This is a genomic window from Aphanothece sacrum FPU1, assembly GCF_003864295.1.
GTDB lineage: Bacteria > Cyanobacteriota > Cyanobacteriia > Cyanobacteriales > Microcystaceae > Aphanothece_B > Aphanothece_B sacrum.
In genome coordinates this window covers 39,677-65,598 of record NZ_BDQK01000014.1, presented here as the reverse complement: position 1 = coordinate 65,598, position 25,922 = coordinate 39,677, and the positions used below count along the sequence as shown (strand labels likewise).

Below are 25,922 nucleotides of genomic sequence, written 5' to 3'. Positions count from 1 at the left end.
TGCGGCGTTGGCTGACTTCTGCAAGAAGTCTAATGAGTCGGATTGACTTACTGTTTATCAAAATCAATTTTCCTTTAACCTGCAGCAGTTAATAATAGGCTCTGATATTAATTCAGGTAGATTAATTTCCGGCTGACTCAATAACTCCTCCCAATCTTCTACGATTTGTTGAGCATCACTTTGATTATAGCGAAGTTGAGCTAATTCGGTTAATGCTTCGTACCAAATACTATTAGCAGCGTAAAGAATATATCTTTCTCTTGGGGTTGTTGCTGATTTTAACTCATTAATCAAGTTATTATCTAAAGCTACTCTTTTTAGCCAACTCTTGACAATTGGTTGACTACTAGAAGTGTTACTATTTCTATCAAGACAATTTACAGAAAAGTCTACCCTATACCTTTTATCAATTTCCAAAACTGTTTTTGGTAAACGAACGCTAATAATTCCAGGGGTATTAGTAATCGAAACAGTTGCTTCATCAACCTTATTTTGTTGTTCATCCCATAGAACTATTGCTGCTGATTGAGGAATAGTAAAAGGATAAGGAATATAAAACCAAAAAATCGGAGTTTCTTCTGCTGTTAGTGCTAAATGCCATTCAGGAACTAAAGCGATTAGAGATTTGTCTACAGTGGGACAATCATCCCTTCCTGCTGTAGCTTTTCTACCCTTTTGTGGTGCATCATCTACTGGAGGATTGTAATTGAATGCTGCTTTTTTCGGATTGCGGTTAGAGTCGTTTTCTTCTACAGTGGGATTGGGTTTTGATTTATTTTCCATAGAAAAAGAGTTAGTATTTATACTACAACTTGTGCAGATAAGAAATAAGAAAAGATTGATAAATGAGTTAATGAATTTGAATTGTATCCACATTATAATAAAAATCTGAGCATTTAAGTTAACCCCTAAGGTTTATCTAAACTTATTTAAAAATAATATTGTCCCTATATTACTAATCATAAAGGCTAAAATTGAGCGAACTAATGGAATCCAGTAACCAGAAATTAATAATATCCAAGAGAATATTACTAAAATAACAATTGCTGCGCTGTTGCTTAATAGTAACCCAGTCCAATTATTATGAAAAATCCAAGCTATTAAACCTCCTATAATAAGAATAATATTAATACAGAGAAATTCAACCCATTTTGGGAAGAATGATAGTAAAGGACGCTTATCTAAAACTGCGCTAATAATCTGACTAACCATCTGTGCTTGCAGTTCTACTACTGGTATTTGTTTGTATGAAAAGCTACTAGATGGTGTAGACACATCCTGACTATAAATTTTCTGAGTATAGCCAACAATAATAACTTTATCTTTAATTGTATCAGATGAAAACTTATTTTCCATGACTGAATTGAATGGCAACCTTGTGGCAATACTTTTATCTTTGGTGAAACGATAATTTAGCAACAGTTGATATCCTCCTAAATCCTCTTTTTGATAAAATCCTGGATTAATGTTAAACCATTGAAAGAAATTTTTTGTAATAATATTCCAGTTTATTGATTGTTCCCATGTATGATTTGTTATTTTTTTTAGAACTGTTTGACCTAACTTTGTATAACCTTCTACTGTTGTCTTTGGCTCAATTCCTTTATCTTCTAAATAATATGCTGCTAATAAAAAACTAAAAGAAAATGGAGTTTGACAAGGAGATGTGGCATATGGTTTTTGAAACAAAAGATGACGACGAATAACATTATCTGAGTCTTCAATGATATCGCTAAAACCTATATGATCATTTGAAACGTCAGATGGAGCAGAATCGCCTCTACTATTAGGATCATTTGTCTCAATTTGATGATTACAAACATAAATTACCTTATCATCATTTTCTACTTTGTTGAGACGCAAAATATTAATCCCTATGATAGCTGGTTGATGTCTTTGTAGTCTATTGATTAACTGACTTAATGTATTATCCGGTATAGGATACCCATATCGTTGCAGATCATCATCTGTTACTTCAACAATTAATAAATGAGAATCTGGTTTTTCAAAAGGTTTTCGTTGTGTTAGCGTATCAAATACCTTTAATTCCCATTTTAAAAACACTTCTAGGGATGTTATTCTTTCCATTATTATTGGAAAAAAAAGTAACAATGCTATAAAAAAAACTTTTAAATAATTTTTTACAGGATTGCTATATCTTTGAAGTTTTCTTACTAACTCTTTAAAATTAATATTATATTCTGTTTCTAACTCTGCTTCTGATTTTAAATGTAAACTTAATGAAATAATAGGTAAAGCAAATGTGAGAATAAGAGATGATGATGTTATTTCTTTCTGATTATATTGCGAAGAAGCTTTTATAATGCTGGGAATTTTTTGAAGAGTTACTATTTGCTCAGACTTAATTTCAGGATTATTTTTTAACCTATTGCTTAATCTCTTTGATTTAGATTCAAGCTGAGCTAAAAACTCTACTACTATAGGTAACTTTATCTCTTTTACATCTTGTGGCGAAGATATTTGATTACGAGAGGCTTTTATTATTTTTTTGACTAATTCTAGTTGTTTTTGAGTTAAGTTTAATTCATTAAAAATAATTTTAATTTCAGTTTGTTGCTCTGAAGGATAAATACTCAAGATATCTTGAAGAAGTAGATTATACTCTTCAAGATTCGCTGGGTTAATAACAGTTGTTTCCCCCCCAGTCCCATTTGTTTTATATCGAGGCTGAGGGGTTGTTACTTTGGGAGTAGTTGTTGAGGAAGGGGAAATTCATATTGTCCATCTTTATATGTCTCTGTATCTTCAATCCATGCTCCTCCGTTTCGCCTATCACTCCAGCGACGCCAATAGACATTTCCTTTTCCATTCTCAAAATTAAGATGTACAAAATTATAGGAGCTATTATAGCGTGGATCTGTTGGAATACGTCGATCATAGCTTGCTCCACCGCTAATAATGACACAATCTCCTTCTGAACTATTTCCAGTTCTAATTTGTGGATAATGTCGATGTCCATGAAGGAGAAAATGGAAATTGCTCAGAAGCCGACTTTCAATACGAGTTTGGTCGAACTCAATTAACCAGTCTAATGGGTGATGAAGTACAACAATTTTTAGATCATCATCTATTATTTTATTTAAAGCATTGTAAATTTGATGTTCCCCTACTATCAAAAAGCGATTATCATTAACTTTCTCTCCATCAGATGATATTTGCTTATTTCGCCTACACATTAAAGCTGAGTTTAGACCAAGCAAAGCAACTTTTTGTCCCCGTATTTCTAACTGACGAATACTAGCATATCCAGGACTCTCTTGACCAGTATATGTAGTAACAAAGTGTTGATATGCGGTAAAAGGGGTCAACAAATAATTACGTTCTTTTTCATAATTTAACCATTGTTGAACCTCGTTTTCAGTCTGAAAAGGGTTTTTAATTCCTTCTGGTAAAAATCTAAATTCAGTTTCATCCAAGTCATGATTACCAGGAATAATAAATAGACACTCTTTAGGTAATCCAGTAACTTGTAAGAGCGGATCAAACAAATCATTGATCGCTCCACTATACTGTTCTGACGTTCCTGACCAAGCTACATCGCCACTAAAAATAATAAAATCAATTTTTTTTAATTGAGGACTAATTTGAACTCGATTTTTAATGTCTTTAATTAGAGCATCACGTATAATTCTTCTATCAAAATCTTTTCCTCTTTGATGCCAATCTGAGAGGTGAAGCCAAGTAATGTTATTCATGATGACATCAGAGACATGATCTTCCATTTCACCTCTGGACTTACTTTTAAGTAATTGCTTTCCGAGTGGTTGTACCAATAGTTACGGCAATAAATCACTCCTTTTTGCTGCGTTGCTTGCCTGTCCCATAGTCGTAGGATTTACCCCGTCTCTTACTGGCTGGAATTTCACCATATCTAGCAAAATATTATTATGACCAACCTTGTTCTTACTCACGCTTTTTATTGTAGCATATCGAAGGATACACACCGGTTAAAACCCCGTTTCGCTCAACCGCCACGCCTTAAAAGGAGCCACTGCGGTCTTGGGGTCTCCCCAAGTAGAGCAGGTGGCGTAGACGTGGCTAACTCACAGCGAGAGGCTTTTAATGTTTTACTCAATTGCCAACATCAACTCGTCAAAAGACTCAGATGTGCGATCGCCACTTTATCATCCTAGACAACAACATTAAAAACAATGGGGGATGATGGTACAGTCTGAGAGGTCGTTGGAAAAGGAGTATATGTAGTTCGGGTGGCAGGTACGGGAGATCCCAAAAATTTCTCAGCAAACAATGATATCCTAAAAGAAAGAGAAAGTTTACTTAACTTTACAAAATTCCTAATTTTGACCAAACCTATGCAATGTATTATCAACCGTCGCGCTCAATTTTCAGCGAGTCACCGATACTGGTTGCCAGAATGGGATGAAGCCCAAAATAGGGAAAAATTCGGGGTAGCCAGTCAATTTCCAGGTCATGGACACAATTACGTCTTGTCTGTTTCTTTAGTAGGAGAAATCGACACTTATGGCATGGTAGAAAATCTGTCTATCGTCAAAAAAGTGATTAAACAAGAAGTAACCAGTCAATTAGACTACGGTTATCTTAACGACGTTTGGCCAGAATTTGAAGACACCTTACCCACCACAGAAAACATTGCTAGAGTCATTTGGCAACGTTTAGCCCCCCGTTTACCCCTCGTCAAAATCCAGGTATTTGAACATCCCCAATTATGGGCAGATTATCAAGGAAACGCTATGAAAGCCACATTAACTGTTCAAACCCATTTTAGTGCAGCCCATCGGTTAGCCTTACCCGAATTAACCTTAGAACAAAACAGCGAAATTTACGGCAAATGCGCCCGTATTCACGGCCATGGACATAATTATCATTTAGAAGTCTCTGTCGCCGGAGAAATTGATCCTCGTACGGGTATGTTAGTCGATTTAGACGGGTTGCACCAGGTGATTAATGACTATGTGGTCGAACCCTTTGATCATAGTTTTCTCAACAAAGATATCCCCTACTTTGCCCAAGTTGTCCCCACTGCCGAAAATATTGCCCTACATATTGCCCAATTACTACAAAAACCCATTCAAGAATTAGGTGCCGAACTTGATAAGGTAAAATTAATTGAGAGTCCTAATAACTCTTGTGAAATTTACTGTAACCAGTCCCTTCAACCCCAAGAAATATTGTCCTATCGAGAACCTGCCCTAACGGGTATTAAATAAGGATTTGCCTGATGTGATAGGGAGTGTGGGAAGTGTGGAAAAATTGGGTGTAGGGGCGGGTTTATCTAACATATTTGTTAGAATCTTCAAATTTTGTTAAAAACCAGCCCCTACGGGGAAGTCTAGGCCGTGTCGGACATCAATTTACTCTCCTATGTTCTCCCTCTCACTCTTTTAAGGGGGTAAATACAGAGACTAAAAAAAGGGAATAAAGGGTTTGCCGTTTAACCCAGTGGTGCTTTACCCACTACGAATGACTAGGCAAAGCCTACTTAATAGTTAAGTTTGAGTAAGTTTAGTTGAGCGGTAAATACAGTTAGCTTAATGAAACGATCCAGGCCTCAAAGGTGTCTGATAATATGAGCAGAGGTTAGATAGTCTGCTAAATAGTGCGACTGTCTTTTTGCTCAAAACCCGCCAATCTTAGATAAGGATAAGTTAAAAATGGAATCCAATGTTCAACAACAAACCACACCCAAAGATCTTAGTACTGACTTACCTGGTGCCATGACTCAAAAAACCTCTTTAGGGGATCAACCTTGGCAAGAATGGATCGAACCTGTTGTCGATATCTTGGCTAAAGTGCCTGAATATATCGGACAATTTTTCAGTGAATACAAACAACCTTTGACCACTCTTGGTCTTCTGTTACTAGGTATCATCAGTGTCAAAATTACTATCGCTATTCTTGGCGCGATCGATGATATTCCTTTATTATCTCCCATCTTACAATTAGTAGGGCTATCTTATACAGCTTGGTTTGTTTGGCGTTATTTATGGAAAGCTTCTAATCGTCAAGAGTTGCTCGCTGAATTTGATGCTTTAAAAAATCAAATGTTTGGCGACAACGACTAAGCAAAAGAGCTTACTTTTCTAATCCCTCCGGCTGTTACAGTACGGAGGATTTTTATTAATAAGTAATAGATTATCATCCCATCACCCCATCACTATCTAAATTATGTCACTTTCTCATCAATCTCAACCTGTTGTTTATTTAGCTGCTACTGGTCATGGTTTTGGTCATGCTGTGCGTATTTGCGCTGTTGCAGCAGCTATTCAACAATTAAATCCTAATATTTTATTAATCCTTGTCACAACTGCCCCAAGATGGCTACTAGAAGCTTATATTCCTGGAGATTTTATTTATCGTCCTCGTGCTTTTGATGTGGGAGTAATTCAATCAGATAGTTTAAAAATGGATCAAACAGAAACTCTCAAAAAGAATCAAGAAATTTTTTCTAAAAAGAATTCAATAATTGCCTCAGAAGTTAATTTTATTAAAACCAATAAGGTTGGCTTAATATTAGCTGATATTCCCCCCTTGGCTGCTTTAATTGCTAAAACAGCTAATATTCCTTGTTGGATGATGAGTAATTTTGGTTGGGATTTTATTTATAGAGATTGGGGCGATGATTTTCAAATAATTGCTGATCAAATTAGTCAATGTTATCAACAATGCGATCGCTTATTTCGTCTACCCATGGCTGAACCGATGAACGCCTTTAATTCTATCATTGATGTGGGATTAACGGGGGGAAATCCCCATTATACAGAAGCAGAATTAAGAGATAAATTTAAGTTAGTTGCGCCTCGTAACCAGATTGTTTTATTAACCTTTGGGGGCTTAGGATTAGACCAAATTCCTTATCATAATTTATCTAGATTTTCTGATTGGCAATTTATTACATTTGATCGTCAAGCACCCGAATTACCTAATTTAACCAAAATTACAGAAACTTCATTAAGACCTGTGGATTTTATGCCCATTTGTGGTCGAGTTGTCTCTAAACCTGGATTTAGTACCTTTTCAGAAACAATGCGCTTAGATGTTCCCATTGTTTCTCTAACCAGAAATGATTTTGCTGAGGCGATTTTTTTATTAGAAGGAATTCAAAATTATGCAGATCATCAGATTATTAATACTGAAACTTTTTATCAAGGAAATTGGGATTTTTTATTGACACCTCTTAATAGACCAAAAATTGGTAAAACTTTATCTAAAGATGGTGCAGAAGTTATTGCTTGTGCTGTAGTTGAATATTTTAAATAAATAAATACAGCAGCTTCTCCTATGATTTAAAGCTAATGATCAAAAAGCTAACGTTTAATTATAATACAGGGACTTTTAATCATCTTGAGGATATTTTGTCCATAAATCCGTTAAATCGCGTAAACTACAATGATTACCCTCTCCTAAAATTAAATGATCTAACAAAGAAATTCTTAAAATTTTAGCACCCTCTAATAATCTTTGAGTCAAATTAATATCTTCTTGAGACGGTTCAAGATTACCCGAAGGATGATTATGAGCTACAATTAAACGATTTGCCCCCTGTTTAAGAGTCTCTCGGAAAATTTCTCCCGGTTCAACTAAAGTTTCAGTTGCTGTTCCAATGGTAATCACTTTAATGCCAATTAAACGATTTTTAACATCCAAAAAAATAGCCGCAAAACGTTCTTGAGACTCCCACATCAAATCATGACTTAAAGCTGCTGCTGCTGCCGTTGGATTTTCAATGATTACCCTTTCTAAAGGTCTGATCTGAAAGGTTCGTTTTCCTAACTCGATCGCTGCTAAAATAGTTGTAGCTTTAGCAGGGCCAATCCCTTCTATCTTGATCAACTCCTGAGCATTAATATCACGCAAAACATCAAGAGGATCACGACGATGCTGACTTAATTGTTGCAGGATATAATGGCCAAGTCCCACTGCTGATAATTTACCTTTACCCTGTCCCGTACCTAAAAGAATGGCTAACAGTTCGGCAGTGGCCAAACTATTGGCACCAAGGGCAATTAAACGTTCACGAGGACGTTCACTAGAGGGAATATCCGCAATTCTTAGGCTATAAGTCATCGATTCAACAGTTAAGTACGAATATTTCGCTTATAGTCTATTTTTATAGGAGTGTCAGTGATTGTAAACAAATATAAACACACAATATAAATGAAACCCATTGATATCCTAATTCTTTCTAATGGCCCAGGAGAAGTCACAACTTGGGTTCGTCCCGTAGTGAAAGCTTTACGGGATATCCTGGGACATGATCGTTCTCAAGTTAGAATTTCTGTAATATTGTCCATTTGTCCCCATGCTACCGGACAAGAAGCAGCGATCGCTAGTCGTTATTCAGAAGTAGATCGGGTACAATCAAGTGAACATTTTTTTACCTTTTTATTGTGGGGAAAAACTGCCGAAAATTGGGACTGGAGAAAACAAGGGATTGTTCTATTTTTAGGAGGGGATCAATTTTTTCCCCTAATTTTAGGCAAACGCTTAGGATATCGTACTATTATCTATGCAGAATGGGAAGCTCGTTGGTATCGTGCTATTGATCACTTTGCTGTCATGAATGCTTCAGTCATTGACTCTATCCCCCCATCCTATCAAGATAAATTTACCGTAGTAGGGGATTTAATGGCTAATGTGGCTCCTATTGCTACTTCATCCCAGGATTTAGTCAATTCTCCGATTATTGCTCTTTTACCAGGGTCTAAACCCGGAAAGTTGACCCAGGGGGTTCCTTTATGTTTGGCGATCGCGCAAGCAGTTCATCAACAAAAACCCCAAACTCGTTTTATCCTTGCTGTGGCCCCTACCCTAGATTTAACTACTTTAGCCAATTTTGCTGATCCTCAAAAAAATCCTTTTGTGAGGAAATTGGGAGGAATTAGGGGAAAATTAGTCATTACGACCCCAAATACAGGAAAATCTTCCTATCTAGAGACTCCTGATGGGTTACAAGTAGAACTGATTACGGAATTTCCCGCTTATGAGCGTCTGCGTCACTGTTGTTTAGCTTTGACTTCTGCAGGAGCAAATACTGCAGAATTAGCAGCATTAGGACTACCCATGATTATATTATTGCCCATTCAACAACTGGATGCCATGCGAACTTGGGACGGAATTCCCGGAATTTTGTCTAATTTACCCCTAATAGGGACAAGTTTGTCAAAAGTGATTAATACCATTATCATTAAACAAGGACGGTTATATGCTTGGCCTAACATTTGGGCCAAAGAAGAAATCGTACCTGAATTACTCGGAGAACTCCAAGCGGACGAGGTAGCTCAATTAGTGTTAGACTGGTTAAACAATCCCGTTAAGCTGGATAATATCCGCGATCGCTTATCACAAGTTAGGGGACAGCCCGGTGCAGCCCTAAAAATAGCTAAAATAGTTGAGCGACAATTAAGTTTTCTTAATTCTTAACTGATTGTTCTTGAAAATTACCCTAACAATTTTCCGTTTTTTAGCCTAATTTGGTAATTATAAATAAACCTAGAATGAGCATTGCTAATTTAAAGGATAAAACTCTTATTAAGAAGTTATTGTGGGTAATGCATCGGCCTACAACTTCTAAAATTGATCACTTAAAATATATCAGGAAATGTCTGATGTCTCATTACAATTTTCAACTGGGAAATATTACTATCGGAAGTGCTATTTTTTTAGGCTTTCTTAACCTATTCCCCATCATAACCCTTGCTGGTACTTTTCAGGCGGGGGGAAGTGATGTTACAGGATTTGAGCCAATTTTAGCCAATGATTTTTTCAGATCTGATGATTTAAGCACATCTAATCTAGTAAGTCAATTAATTGTGACAGAACAACAATTTACTGCTCTTAATGAGACTTATTTTGAGGTTGCACAAGTGACTCAACCTTCTGCAAATAACAGTTCTATATCTATACAATCTGTGATATCGTCTTTTGGCCGGTTAAAATTAGATGCAAGGGCTAATAACAAGGAAGTCAAGGCTGTTCCGGTTTTGCCGCAAACAGAATTATCTAATGTATATCAAGGGATTTATGATTTTGGTAATACTACGTCTGAAGATCTCAGTCAACCCCTCGATTCAGGCATTATAGCACCTCCCCCTGTTTCCTATAGGGTATCTCAACCGAGAACTGTCGGAACTAGAACAATCGGGGTAGCTAGTCCCTCTCCTGAAACCATTGAGTCTTTATCATTACCCCGTTTTGGTGGCGCATTACCAGTCATTGCAGGTACCCAAGCTAGTGGACCTACTGCCTTACGTCAAGCAAATCTGCCTTCAGCTAGAAGAACTCAAGCGACAAATTGGGGAGACTCACAAGTCGATATTTTCTTTGCTTCTCTTCCCAAAGACGAAGTTGGAGATATTGATACGTTTTTAAGAACAGCCTATCGGACAAGTCCCTCGGAAATCCTCAAAAGACTTAAAAGTAGTTTACAATTAGAAGTAAAAACTCAGTTTCGTACCATGCCTACCGAAGTTTTTGCTAACCCTGAACGGAAGTTAAATAATAATTGGCATGATCGTCTTTAATGGTAAGGGGTTTTATTGAGGGAGATATTAAGCGTTGGCAACCATTTTAAGAACCTGGAGTTATCAGTATCCTTGGTTATATAATACCGTTTCTCGTTTGGCGGCGATCGCAGTTGGAGGTGAAACCCGATTTCATCAACTCCCTCTGCAAGATATCTCCATTGATACCAACACAAAAATTTTAGATCTTTGTTGTGGCGGGGGTCAAGCCACCCGTTTTCTAGTAGAACGTTCTTCTGAGGTAACAGGTCTTGATGCCTCTCCTAATGCCCTTAAACGGGCTAAACAAGCAGTTCCGAGAGGTTCCTATGTGGAGGGATTAGCCGAACAAATGCCCTTTGCTGATGAACAGTTTGATGTAGTTCATACCAGTGTTGCTTTACATGAAATGGAACCCGAACAACTACAAAAAATTCTCAAAGAAGTGTATCGGGTCTTGAAACCTGGGGGAATTTTTACTTTAATAGATTTACATCAACCGACTAATCCTTTATTTTGGCCCTCTTTAGCTATTTTTATCTGGCTGTTTGAAACTGAAACCGCTTGGTCACTTTTAAAAACTGATTTAGTGGCTGACCTGAAGACTTTAGGGTGGCGTGAATGTCACCAACGTCTTTATGCTGGAGGAAGTTTGCAAGTGGTTCAAGGAACCAAATAAAATTAAAGATTAGCCCGTATTTAATTTAACTCAACCCATGACTAAGGCCAAGTTGTTACAGCCCGATTTAATTTTAGGCAATACCATTCTAGGATTAACCCCCAATATCCTCAAACGTTATCATATTGAAGGATTAATCTTAGATGTGGATGAAACCTTAGTCCCCCTCAAAAAAAGCCATGTCTCTGATGACCTGATGGCTTGGATTGATACCATTCGTCATAATACCCCCATCTGGTTAGTTAGTAATAATGTTAGCGAAAATCGCATTAGCCGCATTGCTAATAGTTTACAGTTACCTTACCTTTTAGGTGCGATCAAACCCTCTCGACGTAAACTCAGAAAAGCGATCGCGGCTATGAATTTACCGGTGTCTCATGTGGCCATGGTGGGCGATCGTTTGTTTACGGATGTCTTGGCAGGAAATCGTCTGGGAATGTTTACTATTCTAGTGGAACCGATGGTTGACCCGATGACAACTCCTTCCTATCCGATCCATAATTTTGAGGTGTGGGTGTCGCAAAAGTTAGGGGTGTCTTTCAGTGCGGCTAAGCATCTGCTGCATCGAGATCATTCAGATAGTAAATTTTAAGCTTGAAAACAGCAATAATGGACTTTAACTCGCTTAGAGTTAAGCTATACAAACAAAGGTTGCCTACGCAACCTAGAATGGCTGTCCGCGCTCGTCGGACTTCGTTTCTATAGGATAAGGCTTTAGCCTTTTATTCATTATTAATTTAGCATAGTTTGTCCGGTAGAACCAGCAGATGCTCTTAATGCCCTTCTATGATCAAACATTCTCTTAAAAGTTTACTCCTGACTATTTTACTGCTCACCTTTGTGTTACTCAACAGTTGTACGAGTAACCCAGGGACAATAAGTCAATCATCCCAAACACCTCTTAGGGGAGAGATTTTACGATGGGCAGAAATTCCCTTAGGATTAACACAAAAGCAAAGCAGACAATTTAAAGCAATTGTCACCGAAAGAATTGAGCAATTTATGAAACTCAATCCTGGGGTAAAAATCGTTACAGAATTTGTGCCAGCCGATGAAAATTTATCTAAATTTAGTCAACAAATTGAAAGGGGGGCAGGACCAGATCTTTTTTCTGTTGCTTTATTAACGGATAAACTGCCCTTACTCATTCGCTTAGGATATATCAAAAGTCTCGATGAAAAACAGCTAGATTTATCTGAATTTCGCGCTGAAACTCTTAAACAAGTACGCTATCACGGTAAACTTTATGCCTTACCGGTTAATTTAGCTACTCAAGTTCTTTGTTATAACAAAAACAAGGTACAAGAAATACCAAAAACTTTAGATGATTTAATTACTCAAGCACGTCAAGGATATTCTGTTGGTTTACACTCAGGTTTCCGAGAAGCTTTTTGGGGAACAGGGGCTTTTGGTGGTGAACTATTTGATAAATCAGATCGTCTTGTTTTGGGGGAAAATAAAGGTTGGGCAAAGTGGATGCAATGGCTTAAGGATGCAGAAAATGAACCTAATTTTTTTATGATTGAAGAGGCTAATATCCTGCAAAAAACTTTTATTGAAGGGAAATTAAGTTATATTACTTGTTCATCAACTTGGCTTCCTAGCCTCACAGAAGCTTTGGGTAATAATAATCTAGGGGTAACTTTATTACCTGGTCGAGAAAATCAACCAGCAACTCCTCCATTATGGACAGTGGGCTTTATTTTTAATAGGGCTTCTAATATTAATCAACATCAACTTGCTCTAAAATTATCTCAGTTTTTGAGTAATCGTCAATCTCAAAAAAAGATTCAAGTAGAAGTTCCTTTTCTCATTCCTGTTAATAAAAATGCTACAGTTGATTTTCGTTTGTTTCCTATGCAAGCAGTATTAGTTGAACAATCTAAAACTGGGGTTGTGGTTTCTCTCGATCAAGGAGATCAAAATCAAGCAATTTGGAAATACGCCGATATTCTTTATCACAAAATCTTAGAAGGAGAACTGACTGCTGAGGAGGCTGGTTGGCAAATTAATCAAGTAATTAATACTCAATTTGAGCAATCGCAATGAGGATAATTTATGGAAACCAATTTGATACTTGATGTTAGTTATTTTTGGGAAGAATGGCTGAAAATTACGATTGTTTTACAACGTCCTGCCGTTCAAGTACAACTATTAGCTATTGCTTTGTCAATTATTCTTGTTTGGTTTATTTCTCGCTGGTTATGGTATCAGTTTTGTCAGCGATTTCCTAAAAGTAGTCAATTTTGTCAACAAAATTCACAACTCTATTGGCAACAATGTGGAGCAGCTTTATTTCATTATCTTATCCCTCCATTACTTTGTTTATTAATCGTTAATTTACTAAAAATTGTTTTTTTCCATCAAGGCTTGTTTTTGGGATATTTAACAGACAGCATTAAACTTTTAGGGATTTATTGCTTTTATCGTATATTCTTAATTTTTCTGTATACTTTATTTGATAGAGTGAAAGTTAAATACTATCATCATCGTTTTTTTGCTCCTTTATTTTTTATTTTCATTTTAACTAAAATTATTAATATTTTCACTAATTTGGAAACTTTATCTCAAATTTCTTTAATTAAATTATTTGGAGATTCTGTTACTTTAGCGACAGTTTTTATTACCTTAGGAGGTTTATATTTTTGGATTGTTGGTTGTCTTCTTTTAGAAGAATTATTATTTTGTATTTTTTCTTTTAAAATTAACAATAATCCCAAAATTATTCAAGCAATTTCTCTAATTCTTCGTTATTTTTTAATCGGATTAGGCATTGTTTTGATTTTTGGCTACGTTGGTGTTAGTTCTACGGCGATCGCTGCAATTACAGGGGGTTTATCTGTAGGTATTGGTTTTGGTTTAAAAGAAGTAATTAGTAACTTTGTTAGTGGTATCTGGCTTTTATTTGAAGGAGCTTTAAAACCAGAAGATATTATTAGCATAGATAATGAAATGAGTCAAGTAAAAAAGTTGGGAATCAGGGCGACAACAGTTCAAGTTATACGAGATAATTCTGAAAAAATTATACCTAATCAAGTATTTTTTATTCAAGATATTACAACTTTTACTGGAAGTAATTCTTTGATTTGCTGTTCTTTAATTGTTGGAGCAAGTTATCAATGTAATCCAGACAGAGTATTAGGAATTTTGTTAAAAGTAGCTGATAGTAATGAAAAGATATTAAAATCACCTAATCCGATAGCATTCGCTATTAATTTTGGAGAGTCTAGTATTGATTTTGAATTAAGATTTTGGATTGATAATCCTTTGAGTAAGAAGATTGTTACCAGTAATTTGATTTGCGAAATTTGGCAAACATTTAAGGAAAATAATATTGAAATTCCTTATCCTCAACGCGACTTACATATTCGTAATGGAACTCAAGAAAATAATTCTGAGTTTCTGGAGAGGACTTAAATAAGTATCGAAGCAAAATTAATTGCACAGTCGGGGCAGATTTTGATATAGTCGTAATGCTTGAGTAACAAAGGTAGTAGGGGTGGGTTTATTTAGTTTTTTTGTGAAAATCATTGATTTATGTAAAAAGCCTGGCTACCCAGGCTTAAAATTAGGCTGTGTAGACAGCCTTTGTTCTTATAGAATAAGGCTTTAGCCTGTATTGATTTATTAATTTTACATGACAAGTTCGGTAGAACCAAATATTCTTCTTCTGTCACTGCACTAGGTTATTCTAGAGAAAGGATTTGCTCGCGGCGCGAACTTATTGACTTTAACCTGACTGATGACTGACTCTGACTCCTCTATTAAAGTTCTTCTTATTGACGATCAACCTACCATTGGTGAAGCCATTCGTCGTATGTTAGCCAGCGAAACTGACATTATTTTTTATTATTGTCGTGATCCTACTCAAGCCATTAAACAAGCGCGAGAAGTGCGTCCTACCGTGATTTTACAAGACTTAGTTATGCCCGACATCGAAGGTTTGATGTTGGTCAGATTTTTGCGGGCCAAAGATGCACCTACTCACGAAACTCCTTTAATTGTTTTGTCAAGTAAAGAAGAACCTTTAATTAAAGCTGAAGCTTTTAAATTAGGGGCTAATGACTATTTGGTAAAATTACCTGATAAAATGGAATTAATTGCTCGCATTCGTTATCATTCGGCAGCTTATATTAACTTATTAAAACGCAAAAAAGCAGAAGAAAGACTCAAAGAAGAAAATTTACGCTTGAGTGCAGAAATAGAAATTACCCGTCGTCTACAGCAGATGATTTTACCAAAACAAACCGAGTTAGAACAAATTGAAGGATTAGAAATAGCTGGTTTCATGGAACCTGCTAGTGATGTTGGAGGTGATTATTACGATGTTTTACATTACAATGGTCGGGTGAAAATTGGTATTGGCGATGTGACTGGTCACGGGTTAGAAAGTGGTGTAGTAATGATTATGGTGCAAACGGCTATTCGCACTTTAATGACCCATAATGAAACAGATATGGTTAAATTTTGGGCTGCCCTTAATCGCACTATTTATGACAATGTAGAACGAATTAATTCTGATAAAAATTTGACCCTGGCTTTGTTAGACTATGAAAATAATTGTCTACGACTGAGTGGACAACATGAATCGGTTATTGTGGTGCGTCAGGCAGGAGAAGTAGAAATTGTTGATACAATAGATTTAGGCTTTCCAGTGGGATTAGAAGCAGATATTACCGATTTTTTAGGAGAAACCGAGATTCACTTAAATTCTGGAGATGTAGTGGTTTTGTATACTGATGGTATTACAGAGGCAGAAAATGTAACCGGAGAACTCTACGGCCTTGATCGTTTATGTCAAGTTATTAGTCAAAACTGGGAACAATCCGCCGAAAATATTAAAACGGCCGCGATCGCTGATGTTAGGCAACACATCAGCAATCATACCGTCTTTGATGACATCACCTTACTGGTGATTAAACAAAAATGAGGATCGCAATTGTTAATGATACGGTGATGGCAGTGGAAGTGCTACGACGGATAGTTACTTCAGCGTCTTACTATAAAATAGCCTGGATCGCTCATAATGGCTCTCAAGCGATCGCCAAATGTGCTGTTGATCCCCCTGATTTGATTTTAATGGATATGATTATGCCAGATGTCGATGGGGTAGAAGCAACGCGCATGATTATGAAACAATCTCCCTGTGCTATCCTCATTGTCACAGCCAATGTTCAACAAAACTCGGCCAAAGTCTTTGAAGCAATGGGATATGGGGCCTTAGATGCGGTGAATACACCCCCATTAGGGACTTCTGGACTAGGAGAAGTGTCTCAAACTTTACTCAATAAAATTGCTACTATTGGGGTTTTAATTGGTAAGCGTCGTTCAAAACATACCCACACCTCCGATGTTTCTTCTCCAGGAGGAGGGACAACCTTAAGTAAAGTCTCTCATCCTCCCCGAAACATACCCTTTTTGATTATTCTGGGGGCATCCACTGGGGGGCCAAAAGCATTAGGAACTATTTTATCGGAACTGCCTGCTAATTTTACGGCCGCTATTGTCATTATTCAGCACGTGGATAGTCAGTTTGCACCAGGGTTAGCCAAATGGTTAAATCAACAAGGGTCTTTGACAGTTCGTTTGGCAGTTGAAGGAGATCAGTTAGTCCCTGGAACGGTTTTGTTAGCAGGAACGAACGATCATCTAGTATTACGTCCCAATTTAACGTTAACATACACTAAGAAGCCCCAGGATAATCCTTATCGTCCCTCTGTGGATGTTTTTTGTGAGAGTGTGGCTCAATATTGGAGTCGAAAGGGTATTGCGGTATTATTAACAGGAATGGGACGAGATGGGGCGACTGGATTGGGAGTATTACGTTCACGAGGATGGCACACCATTGCTCAAGATCGTAGTAGTTGTGTCGTTTACGGAATGCCTAAAGCGGCCGTGGAAATGGACTCAGCTATGGAAGTTTTACCTCTTTTAGAAATTGCCCCAACCTTGATTAAAAAAGTGATCCATACTTCCTAATTTATATGAAAAAACCGATGAAAGATTCTGAGATTTATGGAGATTTTGAAGACGAGTTACCCGCTAGTGATCAATTTTTGGTGATTAGCTTTTCTCCTTCTTCTATTCCCCTGAAACAACGATGGCGTAATAATGGTTTATCTGCGGATTTTGTGGCAGATTATTTAACTACCTTTTTTCCTGCCCAAGAAGATGACCCTGCCTCCATGAATCGGCAAAAGGAATTGAAAGGGGCTGTCAGTTATATTGCTAATGAACTATTGGAAAATGCCATGAAGTTTCATGATGAAACTTTACATGATACTATTCAATTTGGTATTCATTTGCTCAAAGATACAGTCGTTTTATTTTCTACCAATTGTATTAATATAGAGGGCTGGCCCAAGTTACATCAGGTTATTGAAAACTTGACCGGTTCTGACCCAGACGAGTTATATGTTAATCATATGGAGAAACTCGCAGAACAAGATGATGGTCAAGCATCAGGGTTAGGATTAATTACTATTAGATGTGATTATGGCGCAACCCTAGGCTGGAAAATTATTCATAACCAAGATAATGAAACTATATTAACGGTAAAGACTATGGTAAAATTACAAGTATAATCTCAGGGAAATGGCTAGAATCAGGGTGATTTAAACGAGATCAAATTTAAGGAGTTATTAACTATGAACATCACAACAGAGGGTTGTACAATTGATTATGATTCTGAAACTGTAACCGTTAGTTTTAAAGGTTCTTTAAGATTAAGTGGAATGGAAGAATATCAGCCAATTGTTGACTTACTTAATAATGTAGTCCAGGAAGATAAGCCTGTCATTACACTCGATTTAAAAGGGCTAGAATTTTTAAACAGTTCTGGTATTAGTATGCTCTCTAAATTTGTCATTAATGTCCGTAAAAAAGGTAGCATGGTTATTTGCGTGAAAGGTTCAAAAGCTATCGCTTGGCAAGATAAATCCTTGAAAAATCTACAACGGTTAATGCCTACTTTGACTCTAGAATTTGAATAAATTTTAATTAAATGATGTCTAAAGATATATCATCTCAAGAACAGTTAAACACAGAAATAGAGTTACTAAAACAACGCATCGGAGAGTTAGAAAATGATAAAGAAGATTTAGAAATTCTTCTGGATACCATTACGGAACACTCTACTGATCTCGAAAATGAAATCTATCAAAAAAATCAAATAATGCTGAAATATTTACAGCAAGTTAAATTAATTACAGAGGCGGCGGCCGAAGTAGAAGGAGGAACTTTTGCGATCGCTAGTCTTAATGATGTGTCGGCCAGAGAAGACGAATTAGGTCAACTGGCCCGGGTGTTTCAGAATATGGCAGAACAAGTTAAAATAAGAGAAAGTAAATTACAACAACAAGTTGAAGAATTACGCATTGAAATTGATAAAGGGAGACAACAAAAACAAGTTGCTGAAATTGTACAAACAGATTCTTTTAAAAATTTAAAGCAAAAAATTCAAAAAATTAAAGATAGCCGAACCAAAAAGAATACCTAATAAACAATAAAAATTATACTTAAGTCTTATGTTTAACTGGTTTCGTCGTCAAACTCAAAAATCTAGTCAACCCGAAGAACCAACCTCAACCCCAGAAGTTGAACCTACCCCAGTTGAAACCCCAACTCCCCAAACCAGTCAAGATGACTATCTGACTTGGGCTAAAACTGCTTACAAAAATATTCAACAACGTCAAGAAACCGCACCTGAACCCGAAACTTTAGACAATCCTACAGAAAAACCTCAAACCCCTGAAGTTCAACCGCAAGAAGTCACCGAAGCATTACCTGCTTGGATGCAAAAATCTGAACGTTTGGACATCCTCAAAGAAACGGCCCTGGAAACAGAAACAGTTCCAGAAACACCAGAATTAGCTTTTGACGAGGAGTTTGTCTGGTCTGCTAAAGTATTAGCCGCCCAAGGTCGCACCCCTGACGATATTTCTGCTGAAGAAATTAGCTGGTTGAAACGGTTACGTCAAGGCCTGGGAAAAACGCGCCGTAACCTCGTTAACCAACTTAAGGCTATTGTTGGTCAAGGGCCTCTTAATCAAGACGCTGTGACGGAAATAGAAGCGTTACTGTTGCAAGCGGATGTGGGGGTGGAAGCGACGGATTATATTATCAATACCCTACAAACTCAATTGAGAGAGGAAGCTTTACCCCCAGAACAAGCCATAGAGTCTTTAAAAGCGATTTTACGGGATATTTTAGACCGTCCCTTACAACAGGTCAAAAATCCTGGGTTTGCTCCTGAAAAGGATACTCTCAATATTTGGTTAATCACGGGGGTTAATGGGGCCGGAAAAACCACAACTATCGGCAAATTAGCCCATTTATCACAAAAGTCGGGTTACAGTTGTGTTATTGCTGCTGCTGATACTTTTCGCGCTGCGGCGGTTGAACAAGTAAAGGTTTGGGGACAAAGAAGTAATACTCCAGTAATTGCTAATCCTGGTCAAAATACTGATCCTGCTGCGGTTGTTTTTGATGCGATCGCGGCTGCTCAAGCGCGTCAGATTGATTTATTGTTGGTGGATACGGCAGGACGGTTACAAAATAAAAAGAATTTGATGGAAGAATTAAGTAAAATTCGCCGTATTATTGATAAAAAAGCTCCTAATGCTCATGTAGAATCTTTGCTGGTATTAGATGCGACTTTGGGACAAAATGGTCTACGTCAAGCGGAAGTTTTTGCCGAGTCTGCTAAATTGAGTGGAGTGGTTTTAACTAAGTTGGATGGGACGGCTAAAGGGGGTGTCGCTTTAGCTGTGGCGCAACAATTAAATTTACCGATTCGTTTTATTGGGGCCGGAGAAGGTATTGAGGATTTGCGGCCGTTTTCTAGTTATGAGTTTGTGGAAGCTTTATTGAATGGTTAATATCGATATCTAATTGGAGAATAACAGGATGTCAACGGTAACAGAAAATGACCTGAAACGATTAGAAGACTTAATCATCGGCAGTCAAAAAGCTTTAGATACTCGATTGACTGGTATTGAGAAGGGTCAAACGGAGATTAAAGAATGATTAGCTGTCATCGAAACCCGTCTACAGGATTGGAAACCAGCGATCGACAAAATTCCCGACTTGGCTGAAAAGGTAGGTCTTGATTAGGATTTAAGACCTCGCATGGGTTTTTAAAAACCTTATATCTATTTTAGAAAATTATTTATTGCTTTTAGAATCAAGTTATATGGGGTACAGAACAGCGATCGCAATTTTAATCCTTCTAACTCAACTCAATAAGACAAGAAAAACCAGAAAAACGAATAATAAATAACAGGCTAAAGCCTGATTCTACAAGAACTAAGTCCGACGAGCGCGGACTATATTTAGGTTGCGTAGGCAACCTTTGTTTATATAGCTTAACTCTAAAGAGTTAAGACTATTATTTGTGATAATTTGGCATAATGTATACCGAAAAACCGAAATCTATACTATTGAAAAGCTTTGGTAATTAATAACCCTGTAACATATTTGTATCTTTAATATTATTTTTCTCTCCAAAAACTGTAAGATTAAATACAAAATACTGGCAAAAATGTTCATTGTGAACAAAAAATCTAAGAAATATTCTTAATAAGGAACGAGGGAATGGGCTTGACAGAAGCATACTACTTATTGTATATTTTTTTGTAATAGTAAAGGTATAATGGGCTATTTATGTCTGCATATAGACCCTTAATTGAGCAGGGGTCAATGTGGCACAGGCATCTTGCGGCGTGGTTGACCTCTATTTTTATTCTGATTTAAGATAAATCCCTCTACTAATTCTTAATGAGTAAACTAGAAAAACTGATTCAAAAACTCTTGAGAGATCCACCGGAATTAAGCTATGATGAAGTGTATTATATTCTTACGAACTTTGGCTTTCAAGAGATTTCTAACCAAGGGAGTCATCACACTTTTCGTTCTGAAAACAAGCTAAAAATTACTATACCCAAAAAAGGAGGTCAAACCGTAAAAAGAACTTACCTAAAACAAATCGTAAAACTCCTAGAATTAGAGTAATAGAACCATGAAGACTATTCCTACTCTCAAAACCTTAGAAGATTATCTAAATGTTAACTATCCAATTACTTTTTATCCTGAAGAAGAAGGAGGTTATACAGTTATCATTCAAGATTTACCCGGTTGTATTTCTACAGGAGAAACTCTCCAAGAAGCAATGGATAATATTCTAGACGCAAAGCAACAATGGCTAAAAACTGCTATTCAATATCAAGATTCTATTCCTCTGCCTGCTTAATCTTTAATACTTTATTCTGAGTTTAAGACCTTGCAGGGGTTTTTAAAAACCTTCTCGCTGCGCGAGTGCGAAAGCACCGAGCTTGATGGACTCAAAAAGAGTGAAGCAAGCGAACTATTCAACATTAGTCGTAATACCATAGATTTATGGCTGAAGCGTCTTAAAGAAACAGGAGACTTCGCTAGACAGAAATTCTCTGAAGAAATAGCTAGATATAAACCTGAGCAAAGAGTTTATATAGATGAGGCGGGCATGGATAATAGAGAAGATTATGGCTATGGTTATAATGAAAGAGGAAAACGTTTTTATGCACTCAAAAGTGGGAGGAGGGAAGGACGAGTTAATATGATTGCTGCCTTGTGTAATCGAGAGCTGTTCGCTCCGTTTACTGTTGAAGGAGCTTGTAATAGAATCGTTTTTGAAACGTGGCTAGAAACTTGTTTGATCCCATCACTAAAACCGGGTCAAATAGTGATTGCCGATAATGCTACCTTTCATAAAGGTGGAGGTATTAAAGAATTAATTGAAGCTGCTGGTTGCCAGTTAAAATACTTGCCACCTTATTCACCTGACCTTAATAAAATTGAGCGATGCTGGTCATGGTTAAAGAGTCGAATTCGTAAAAAAATTAGTCAGTTTGACTGTCTCCGGGATGCCATGGAAGATGTGCTTCGCACAGTGTCCTAACCGCCTTGGCGGTTGCTATAATAACAGACTAAAGTCTGATTCTATAAAAACTAAGTCCGACGAGCGCGGACTAAATGCTAGGTTGCGTAGGCAACCTTTGTTTCTATAGCTTAACTCTTTAGAGTTAAAGCCTATTATTTATAACAATTTAGCATAACTTGTCTGTGTAAAACAATAATTATAAGTTTTCTAAAGTGATAAAAATTCAACACGAGGAATTAAAGGATCTCTAACTAATCCTACTCCATCAAATCCCCATCGTTGTAAAATGCCTTTTAATTGAGTTCCGGGAATTGATTCTACTGAAAAGCGATCGCTAACATTAGAACCGTGAGTATTCAGATAACTTAAGGCATCAAAATGTTCTTGAAACAATAATAAATAACTCAAAGGAGTTTCATTTCCTTCTTGATTTATACGAGCAACTAAATATTTGCCATCGCTTCTAGAACGAACTAAATAGTGGGTTTGTGATAACATAATTCTAATTACTTGAGGTCTTCTAATTTAATACGAGGATCAACAAATTTAAGTAATAAATCAGCTAATAAATTCCCTATAATTAACATAGCTGCCCCCATCATTAAACTTCCCATTACTAAGTATAAATCTTGAGCTATTACTGCTTGTAAAATTAACCGTCCTAACCCTGGCCAATTAAAGAAAAATTCGGCAATAAATGCCCCACTTAATAAACTAGCAAATTCAAATCCTAATAAGGTAATTAAGGGGTTAATGGCATTTCTTAATGCGTGAACATAGATAACTTTATCTTCAGGTAATCCTTTTGCTCTGGCTGTTTGAATATAATCTTGTCGCATAACATCGAGCATTTGTCCCCTCATTAACCGCATTAAACCGGCAAAACTGGTAATACTTAAAGCAATAGTTGGTAAAATCATATGCCAACCAATGTCTAAGATTTGACCCAGGGGTGATAACTCAGAAAAATTCAGACTGGTCATATCCCCAACAGGTAAAATAGGGGAAACATTTTGAGCAACAATTAATAAGAATAAAGCGGTAATAAAACTAGGAAACCCTTGCCCTAAATAACTAACCACTCGTAACACCTTGTCAATTAAACTACTTTGTTTAACCGCACTTAAAATTCCTAACGGTAAGGCAATTAACCAAGTTAAAATAATTGAAGAAATGGCTAATAATAAAGTAGCATTTACTCGTTCTACTAATAAAGAACTCACCGAACGTTTATAAACAAAACTATAGCCAAAATTAAATTGAGTCACTACTTGAACTAACCACTTCCAATATTGAATATACCAAGGTTGATCTAACCCCAATATTATATTATATTGTTCTAAAGTTTCAGGAGAAATTGCCGGATTTTGGCGTAAAGTATCAAGAAAGTTTCCTGGAGCAAGTTGAATGATAACAAAACTCAAAAAAGAAGCTAAAAGTAAGGTTAAAAAACCCTGTAGAGTTCGTTTGAAAACATAAAATACAGTGTCATTGGTTAACAGATTTTGCAGTCGGGTTAATTGTTTATTTACTTGAGTAGAACGAGTCGAAGTCATAATTTATTAACCCTATATATATGAATTATCAGCCATGATTATATCTTCGAGTGAAGCAAAAAGACTTACTTTAGAAAAAGTTTTTTCCTCTTGTCTCCTTTAATATTCAACCAAAGAAATAATAGGAACATTAGGCAATTTTTGACGACCACCTAAAGCTTGTAATTCAATAATAAAAGCGAAGGCTAACACCTCACAACCAATTTTTCCTAACAAATCTGCCGTTGCTTTAGCCGTTCCACCAGTAGCCATCAAATCATCAACAATTAAAACACGATGATGATTTTCTAACGCATCTTGATGAATTTCTAGACGATCTGTACCATATTCCAACTCATATTCTATCTGATGTACTGCCGCCGGAAGTTTACCCGGTTTACGCACGGGAACAAAACCGGCCTGAAGTTGATATGCTAAAGGTACACCGAACAAAAAGCCACGGGACTCAATACCGACCACATAATCAGGCAATAAATTAGCCGCTTGGCACTTTTGAGTGAGGGTATCAATCGTATAACGAAGTCCCTCAGCATGATTAAGTAAGGTGGTAATATCCCGAAACATAATGCCCGGTTTGGGAAAGTCAGGGATATCACGAATTAGAGCTTTAAGATCCATAAATTTCTGTTTAAATTAACCATTATAGTTAGTTATATCCTTATCCTAAATTATTTGTGAACCTTAAAACCGCGTCTAACCCACCCTACGAATTATAAGCTTTACTTATCACAACAGGTACGGGAGAGGCATAAGTTTTTATCCGCGTCGTACATTGAATTATGAATTAATAAGAATTGAACTTAGCTTTCCGGGGCGAGAAGCTGTGAGGTCTAGATTTCAAAAATCCCAATTTATAATTTATAATTCATAATTTATGCTACTACTAGACCACTTTGCTACTAAGCTATTCTAGAATGAGTCCTTTTATAAGTATAATGTCTGATTCGAGTTTGGCTACTGAATCTAAACCAGTTATTCTAGATATCCTGCCTGATTTTCCTATTTCTGGCCCAGGATGTGCTATGCGAATTCAGCAACAAATTGATTTATGGTTGCTGGCTATTGAAGCCCTAGAATTAGGGGCTTCTGAATATATGTTACAGACAATTCAACAGTTAAATCTACAAGAAATTGTCAAAAATCGCATTGTTCTGTGGCGACTACGTTCTACTAACCCTTGGCGACGTTCCTATGCTCGTGATACCCTAAATCTTGAGCAAGCTAAAGCTTTGGTGATTATTGCTAGTTACCGGGCCAAAACTTTAACAGTTCAGATTCGACAATTATTACTCGCTGAACAACAAATGAGAGAAAAGGGATTACCTGTTAATTGTCACTTTCTGCTGGCTGAATATCTCGATCAATTTCGCTCTCATTTCTCTAGTCGAATGAACCCCCGTCGCGCGAAAGTCTCCATTTATCTAGCTTCTGAGGCAGAATTAAATGAACTGGCTTTGTCCCTGCTCAAACAACTCTTATTTTGTACGGGAACTACCGGAATGCAACGGTTTTGGATTAGTTTATTTGATGGAGAGGTGGCATGAACGTCCGTCGTCAATACATTTTACCTAATTGTACGTTGATTCTCGAAGGCTTCAGTGATATTAGTAGTAGCAATGCTCAAGATGAACTGCTGACGATTTTAGTTAATGCGGAATGTTATTTTGTCGGCATTCCCCAAAAACTACAAGGAGGCCGAACTTTTCTGGAAAATTTGGTTAAATCTGTCAGTGCTTACGCTCAAGAATACCTCAGTGGTATTCCTCATCCTCAAAATCATCAATCATCAGAAGATAAGATTGATTTAGAAACAATTCCGGGTGATCATCTTCATCGGTTAACTTGGTATCCTTCAATTTCAGTCAATAATTCACCTGTTGAACTGATTTTAACTACGGTACAATTATTTGATCTTGTGGAAGGAATTGACCAGTTTTTTGCCGATAGTCGCACTTTACCTGATTTAACCCTAAAATTACAGCCTGTTTCCCGTCGCTATCGTCCCCCTGATGAACCTTTAGCTCAACGGGTTATTCCTGCTAGTTTAGGTATGGCTAGTTTAGTGGTGGCAGCTTTTGTTCTGTTCTTGCTTCCTATTCCTCAAGTTAGGGAACCTGAACCTAAAACCCAACCAACTCCCACTCAACCACTCCCTAATACCACTCCTTCTCCCTCCCCTAATACGGGTTCAACTCCCTCAAATCCCTAGTCTATAAGCTTTTCAAGAGTATAGCAGAAGTCACCTTTTATCAGTACAAAAAACTAAA

General features: G+C 36.9%; 26 protein-coding genes and 1 pseudogene. 20 read left to right on the top strand and 7 right to left on the bottom strand.

From position 1 onward, the window contains the following. Positions 1-63 precede the first annotated feature (63 nt). The 3 genes from AsFPU1_RS16840 to AsFPU1_RS16830 form a co-directional block, all read right to left on the bottom strand. Entirely contained in the window at positions 64-783 is a 720-nt protein-coding gene (locus tag AsFPU1_RS16840) for a DUF928 domain-containing protein (protein WP_172957424.1), read from the bottom strand. 132 nt (positions 784-915) lie between these two features. Continuing rightward, a complete protein-coding gene (locus AsFPU1_RS16835) occupies positions 916-2,598 on the bottom strand; it encodes a CHASE2 domain-containing protein (RefSeq protein ID WP_125061143.1) in 1,683 nt (560 codons plus the stop codon). A gap of 101 nt (positions 2,599-2,699) precedes the next feature. Beyond that, positions 2,700-3,743 carry a metallophosphoesterase family protein gene (locus AsFPU1_RS16830; protein WP_124971309.1) on the bottom strand — a complete coding sequence of 348 codons (1,044 nt, stop codon included), beginning with the start codon at positions 3,741-3,743 and terminating at the stop codon, positions 2,700-2,702. A gap of 591 nt (positions 3,744-4,334) precedes the next feature. Between AsFPU1_RS16830 and AsFPU1_RS16825 the strand changes: the two genes are divergently transcribed. From AsFPU1_RS16825 to AsFPU1_RS16815, 3 genes are all read left to right on the top strand, one after another. After that, positions 4,335-5,210 carry a 6-pyruvoyl trahydropterin synthase family protein gene (locus tag AsFPU1_RS16825; RefSeq protein WP_124971306.1) on the top strand — a complete coding sequence of 292 codons (876 nt, stop codon included), beginning with the start codon at positions 4,335-4,337 and terminating at the stop codon, positions 5,208-5,210. Between the two features lie 444 nt (positions 5,211-5,654). Continuing rightward, entirely contained in the window at positions 5,655-6,065 is a 411-nt protein-coding gene (locus tag AsFPU1_RS16820; RefSeq protein WP_124971303.1) for a CAAD domain-containing protein, read from the top strand. Between the two features lie 103 nt (positions 6,066-6,168). Next, complete coding sequence (locus tag AsFPU1_RS16815; RefSeq protein WP_124971300.1) at positions 6,169-7,260, top strand: glycosyl transferase; 1,092 nt, start codon at positions 6,169-6,171, stop codon at positions 7,258-7,260. A 75-nt stretch (positions 7,261-7,335) separates the two neighbouring features. Here AsFPU1_RS16815 and radC read toward each other — a convergent pair whose 3' ends face one another. Then, positions 7,336-8,067, bottom strand: a complete 732-nt coding sequence (gene radC / locus AsFPU1_RS16810; RefSeq protein ID WP_124971297.1) for a RadC family protein — start codon at positions 8,065-8,067, stop codon at positions 7,336-7,338. 90 nt (positions 8,068-8,157) lie between these two features. Between radC and AsFPU1_RS16805 the strand changes: the two genes are divergently transcribed. The 15 genes and pseudogenes from AsFPU1_RS16805 (at position 8,158) to AsFPU1_RS16735 (ending at position 22,117) form a co-directional block, all read left to right on the top strand. Next, a complete protein-coding gene (locus AsFPU1_RS16805; RefSeq protein WP_124971293.1) occupies positions 8,158-9,423 on the top strand; it encodes a glycosyltransferase family protein in 1,266 nt (421 codons plus the stop codon). 185 nt (positions 9,424-9,608) lie between these two features. Continuing rightward, complete coding sequence (locus tag AsFPU1_RS16800) at positions 9,609-10,523, top strand: hypothetical protein (protein WP_124971290.1); 915 nt, start codon at positions 9,609-9,611, stop codon at positions 10,521-10,523. 34 nt (positions 10,524-10,557) lie between these two features. Beyond that, the gene (locus tag AsFPU1_RS16795) at positions 10,558-11,181 is read left to right on the top strand and encodes a class I SAM-dependent methyltransferase (protein ID WP_124971287.1); all 624 of its coding nucleotides are present in this window, start codon (positions 10,558-10,560) and stop codon (positions 11,179-11,181) included. 34 nt (positions 11,182-11,215) lie between these two features. After that, a pseudogene (locus AsFPU1_RS16790) lies at positions 11,216-11,773 on the top strand (YqeG family HAD IIIA-type phosphatase); the annotation flags it as partial. Positions 11,774-11,967: 194 nt separating this feature from the next. Beyond that, the gene (locus tag AsFPU1_RS16785; protein WP_124971281.1) at positions 11,968-13,230 is read left to right on the top strand and encodes a sugar ABC transporter substrate-binding protein; all 1,263 of its coding nucleotides are present in this window, start codon (positions 11,968-11,970) and stop codon (positions 13,228-13,230) included. Positions 13,231-13,239: 9 nt separating this feature from the next. Then, positions 13,240-14,598: a mechanosensitive ion channel family protein gene (locus AsFPU1_RS16780; RefSeq protein ID WP_124971278.1), complete on the top strand. Its 1,359-nt coding sequence runs from the start codon at positions 13,240-13,242 to the stop codon at positions 14,596-14,598. 325 nt (positions 14,599-14,923) lie between these two features. Beyond that, the gene (locus AsFPU1_RS16775) at positions 14,924-16,111 is read left to right on the top strand and encodes a PP2C family protein-serine/threonine phosphatase (RefSeq protein WP_124971275.1); all 1,188 of its coding nucleotides are present in this window, start codon (positions 14,924-14,926) and stop codon (positions 16,109-16,111) included. Next, positions 16,108-17,160, top strand: a complete 1,053-nt coding sequence (locus AsFPU1_RS16770) for a chemotaxis response regulator protein-glutamate methylesterase (protein ID WP_124971272.1) — start codon at positions 16,108-16,110, stop codon at positions 17,158-17,160. Before AsFPU1_RS16775 ends, AsFPU1_RS16770 begins: the two co-directional genes overlap by 4 nt. Positions 17,161-17,165: 5 nt before the next feature. Next, positions 17,166-17,765, top strand: a complete 600-nt coding sequence (locus AsFPU1_RS16765) for a slr1658 family protein (protein ID WP_227873356.1) — start codon at positions 17,166-17,168, stop codon at positions 17,763-17,765. A 63-nt stretch (positions 17,766-17,828) separates the two neighbouring features. Then, positions 17,829-18,173 carry a slr1659 superfamily regulator gene (locus AsFPU1_RS16760; protein ID WP_124971269.1) on the top strand — a complete coding sequence of 115 codons (345 nt, stop codon included), beginning with the start codon at positions 17,829-17,831 and terminating at the stop codon, positions 18,171-18,173. Between the two features lie 11 nt (positions 18,174-18,184). Further along, a complete protein-coding gene (locus AsFPU1_RS16755; protein ID WP_227875727.1) occupies positions 18,185-18,679 on the top strand; it encodes a HAMP domain-containing protein in 495 nt (164 codons plus the stop codon). Positions 18,680-18,707: 28 nt separating this feature from the next. Beyond that, positions 18,708-20,060 carry a signal recognition particle-docking protein FtsY gene (ftsY, locus tag AsFPU1_RS16750; RefSeq protein WP_125061142.1) on the top strand — a complete coding sequence of 451 codons (1,353 nt, stop codon included), beginning with the start codon at positions 18,708-18,710 and terminating at the stop codon, positions 20,058-20,060. Positions 20,061-20,958: 898 nt separating this feature from the next. Continuing rightward, positions 20,959-21,192, top strand: coding sequence for a type II toxin-antitoxin system HicA family toxin (locus tag AsFPU1_RS16745; protein ID WP_124975703.1), 234 nt, complete (start codon positions 20,959-20,961; stop codon positions 21,190-21,192). Positions 21,193-21,199: 7 nt separating this feature from the next. Continuing rightward, positions 21,200-21,430: a type II toxin-antitoxin system HicB family antitoxin gene (locus tag AsFPU1_RS16740; RefSeq protein WP_124975701.1), complete on the top strand. Its 231-nt coding sequence runs from the start codon at positions 21,200-21,202 to the stop codon at positions 21,428-21,430. Positions 21,431-21,460: 30 nt separating this feature from the next. Next, positions 21,461-22,117: an IS630 family transposase gene (locus AsFPU1_RS16735; protein ID WP_124975699.1), complete on the top strand. Its 657-nt coding sequence runs from the start codon at positions 21,461-21,463 to the stop codon at positions 22,115-22,117. Between the two features lie 189 nt (positions 22,118-22,306). Here the strand turns inward: AsFPU1_RS16735 and AsFPU1_RS16730 are convergent, their stop codons facing one another. From AsFPU1_RS16730 to AsFPU1_RS16720, 3 genes are all read right to left on the bottom strand, one after another. Next, on the bottom strand, positions 22,307-22,597 hold the full coding sequence (locus AsFPU1_RS16730; RefSeq protein ID WP_124975697.1) for a hypothetical protein: 291 nt from the start codon (positions 22,595-22,597) through the stop codon (positions 22,307-22,309). 8 nt (positions 22,598-22,605) lie between these two features. Further along, complete coding sequence (locus tag AsFPU1_RS16725) at positions 22,606-23,655, bottom strand: ABC transporter permease (RefSeq protein WP_124975694.1); 1,050 nt, start codon at positions 23,653-23,655, stop codon at positions 22,606-22,608. Positions 23,656-23,754: 99 nt separating this feature from the next. Further along, a complete protein-coding gene (locus AsFPU1_RS16720) occupies positions 23,755-24,273 on the bottom strand; it encodes an adenine phosphoribosyltransferase (RefSeq protein WP_124975692.1) in 519 nt (172 codons plus the stop codon). 296 nt (positions 24,274-24,569) lie between these two features. On the opposite strand from AsFPU1_RS16720, the gene AsFPU1_RS16715 reads away from it, so the two are divergent. Both AsFPU1_RS16715 and AsFPU1_RS16710 read left to right on the top strand, forming a co-directional pair. Next, positions 24,570-25,199 (top strand): DUF3038 domain-containing protein, encoded by a 630-nt coding sequence (locus tag AsFPU1_RS16715; RefSeq protein WP_124975690.1) that lies wholly within the window; start codon positions 24,570-24,572, stop codon positions 25,197-25,199. Then, on the top strand, positions 25,196-25,864 hold the full coding sequence (locus tag AsFPU1_RS16710) for a DUF4335 domain-containing protein (RefSeq protein ID WP_124975688.1): 669 nt from the start codon (positions 25,196-25,198) through the stop codon (positions 25,862-25,864). The genes AsFPU1_RS16715 and AsFPU1_RS16710 overlap by 4 nt, the downstream gene beginning before the upstream one ends. Positions 25,865-25,922: the final 58 nt, after the last annotated feature.

Bases quoted from the DNA above. Each gene is read 5' to 3' on its own strand.
- AsFPU1_RS16840 (WP_172957424.1), bottom strand. From the start codon at position 783: ATGGAAAATAAATCAAAACCCAATCCCACTGTAGAAGAAAACGACTCT.
- AsFPU1_RS16830 (WP_124971309.1), bottom strand. From the start codon at position 3,743: ATGGAAGATCATGTCTCTGATGTCATCATGAATAACATTACTTGGCTT.
- AsFPU1_RS16825 (WP_124971306.1), top strand. From the start codon at position 4,335: ATGCAATGTATTATCAACCGTCGCGCTCAATTTTCAGCGAGTCACCGA.
- AsFPU1_RS16820 (WP_124971303.1), top strand. From the start codon at position 5,655: ATGGAATCCAATGTTCAACAACAAACCACACCCAAAGATCTTAGTACT.
- AsFPU1_RS16815 (WP_124971300.1), top strand. From the start codon at position 6,169: ATGTCACTTTCTCATCAATCTCAACCTGTTGTTTATTTAGCTGCTACT.
- radC (WP_124971297.1), bottom strand. From the start codon at position 8,067: ATGACTTATAGCCTAAGAATTGCGGATATTCCCTCTAGTGAACGTCCT.
- AsFPU1_RS16805 (WP_124971293.1), top strand. From the start codon at position 8,158: ATGAAACCCATTGATATCCTAATTCTTTCTAATGGCCCAGGAGAAGTC.
- AsFPU1_RS16800 (WP_124971290.1), top strand. From the start codon at position 9,609: ATGTCTCATTACAATTTTCAACTGGGAAATATTACTATCGGAAGTGCT.
- AsFPU1_RS16785 (WP_124971281.1), top strand. From the start codon at position 11,968: ATGATCAAACATTCTCTTAAAAGTTTACTCCTGACTATTTTACTGCTC.
- AsFPU1_RS16780 (WP_124971278.1), top strand. From the start codon at position 13,240: ATGGAAACCAATTTGATACTTGATGTTAGTTATTTTTGGGAAGAATGG.
- AsFPU1_RS16775 (WP_124971275.1), top strand. From the start codon at position 14,924: ATGACTGACTCTGACTCCTCTATTAAAGTTCTTCTTATTGACGATCAA.
- AsFPU1_RS16770 (WP_124971272.1), top strand. From the start codon at position 16,108: ATGAGGATCGCAATTGTTAATGATACGGTGATGGCAGTGGAAGTGCTA.
- AsFPU1_RS16765 (WP_227873356.1), top strand. From the start codon at position 17,166: ATGAAAAAACCGATGAAAGATTCTGAGATTTATGGAGATTTTGAAGAC.
- AsFPU1_RS16760 (WP_124971269.1), top strand. From the start codon at position 17,829: ATGAACATCACAACAGAGGGTTGTACAATTGATTATGATTCTGAAACT.
- AsFPU1_RS16755 (WP_227875727.1), top strand. From the start codon at position 18,185: ATGATGTCTAAAGATATATCATCTCAAGAACAGTTAAACACAGAAATA.
- ftsY (WP_125061142.1), top strand. From the start codon at position 18,708: ATGTTTAACTGGTTTCGTCGTCAAACTCAAAAATCTAGTCAACCCGAA.
- AsFPU1_RS16745 (WP_124975703.1), top strand. From the start codon at position 20,959: ATGAGTAAACTAGAAAAACTGATTCAAAAACTCTTGAGAGATCCACCG.
- AsFPU1_RS16740 (WP_124975701.1), top strand. From the start codon at position 21,200: ATGAAGACTATTCCTACTCTCAAAACCTTAGAAGATTATCTAAATGTT.
- AsFPU1_RS16730 (WP_124975697.1), bottom strand. From the start codon at position 22,597: ATGTTATCACAAACCCACTATTTAGTTCGTTCTAGAAGCGATGGCAAA.
- AsFPU1_RS16725 (WP_124975694.1), bottom strand. From the start codon at position 23,655: ATGACTTCGACTCGTTCTACTCAAGTAAATAAACAATTAACCCGACTG.
- AsFPU1_RS16720 (WP_124975692.1), bottom strand. From the start codon at position 24,273: ATGGATCTTAAAGCTCTAATTCGTGATATCCCTGACTTTCCCAAACCG.
- AsFPU1_RS16715 (WP_124975690.1), top strand. From the start codon at position 24,570: ATGAGTCCTTTTATAAGTATAATGTCTGATTCGAGTTTGGCTACTGAA.
- AsFPU1_RS16710 (WP_124975688.1), top strand. From the start codon at position 25,196: ATGAACGTCCGTCGTCAATACATTTTACCTAATTGTACGTTGATTCTC.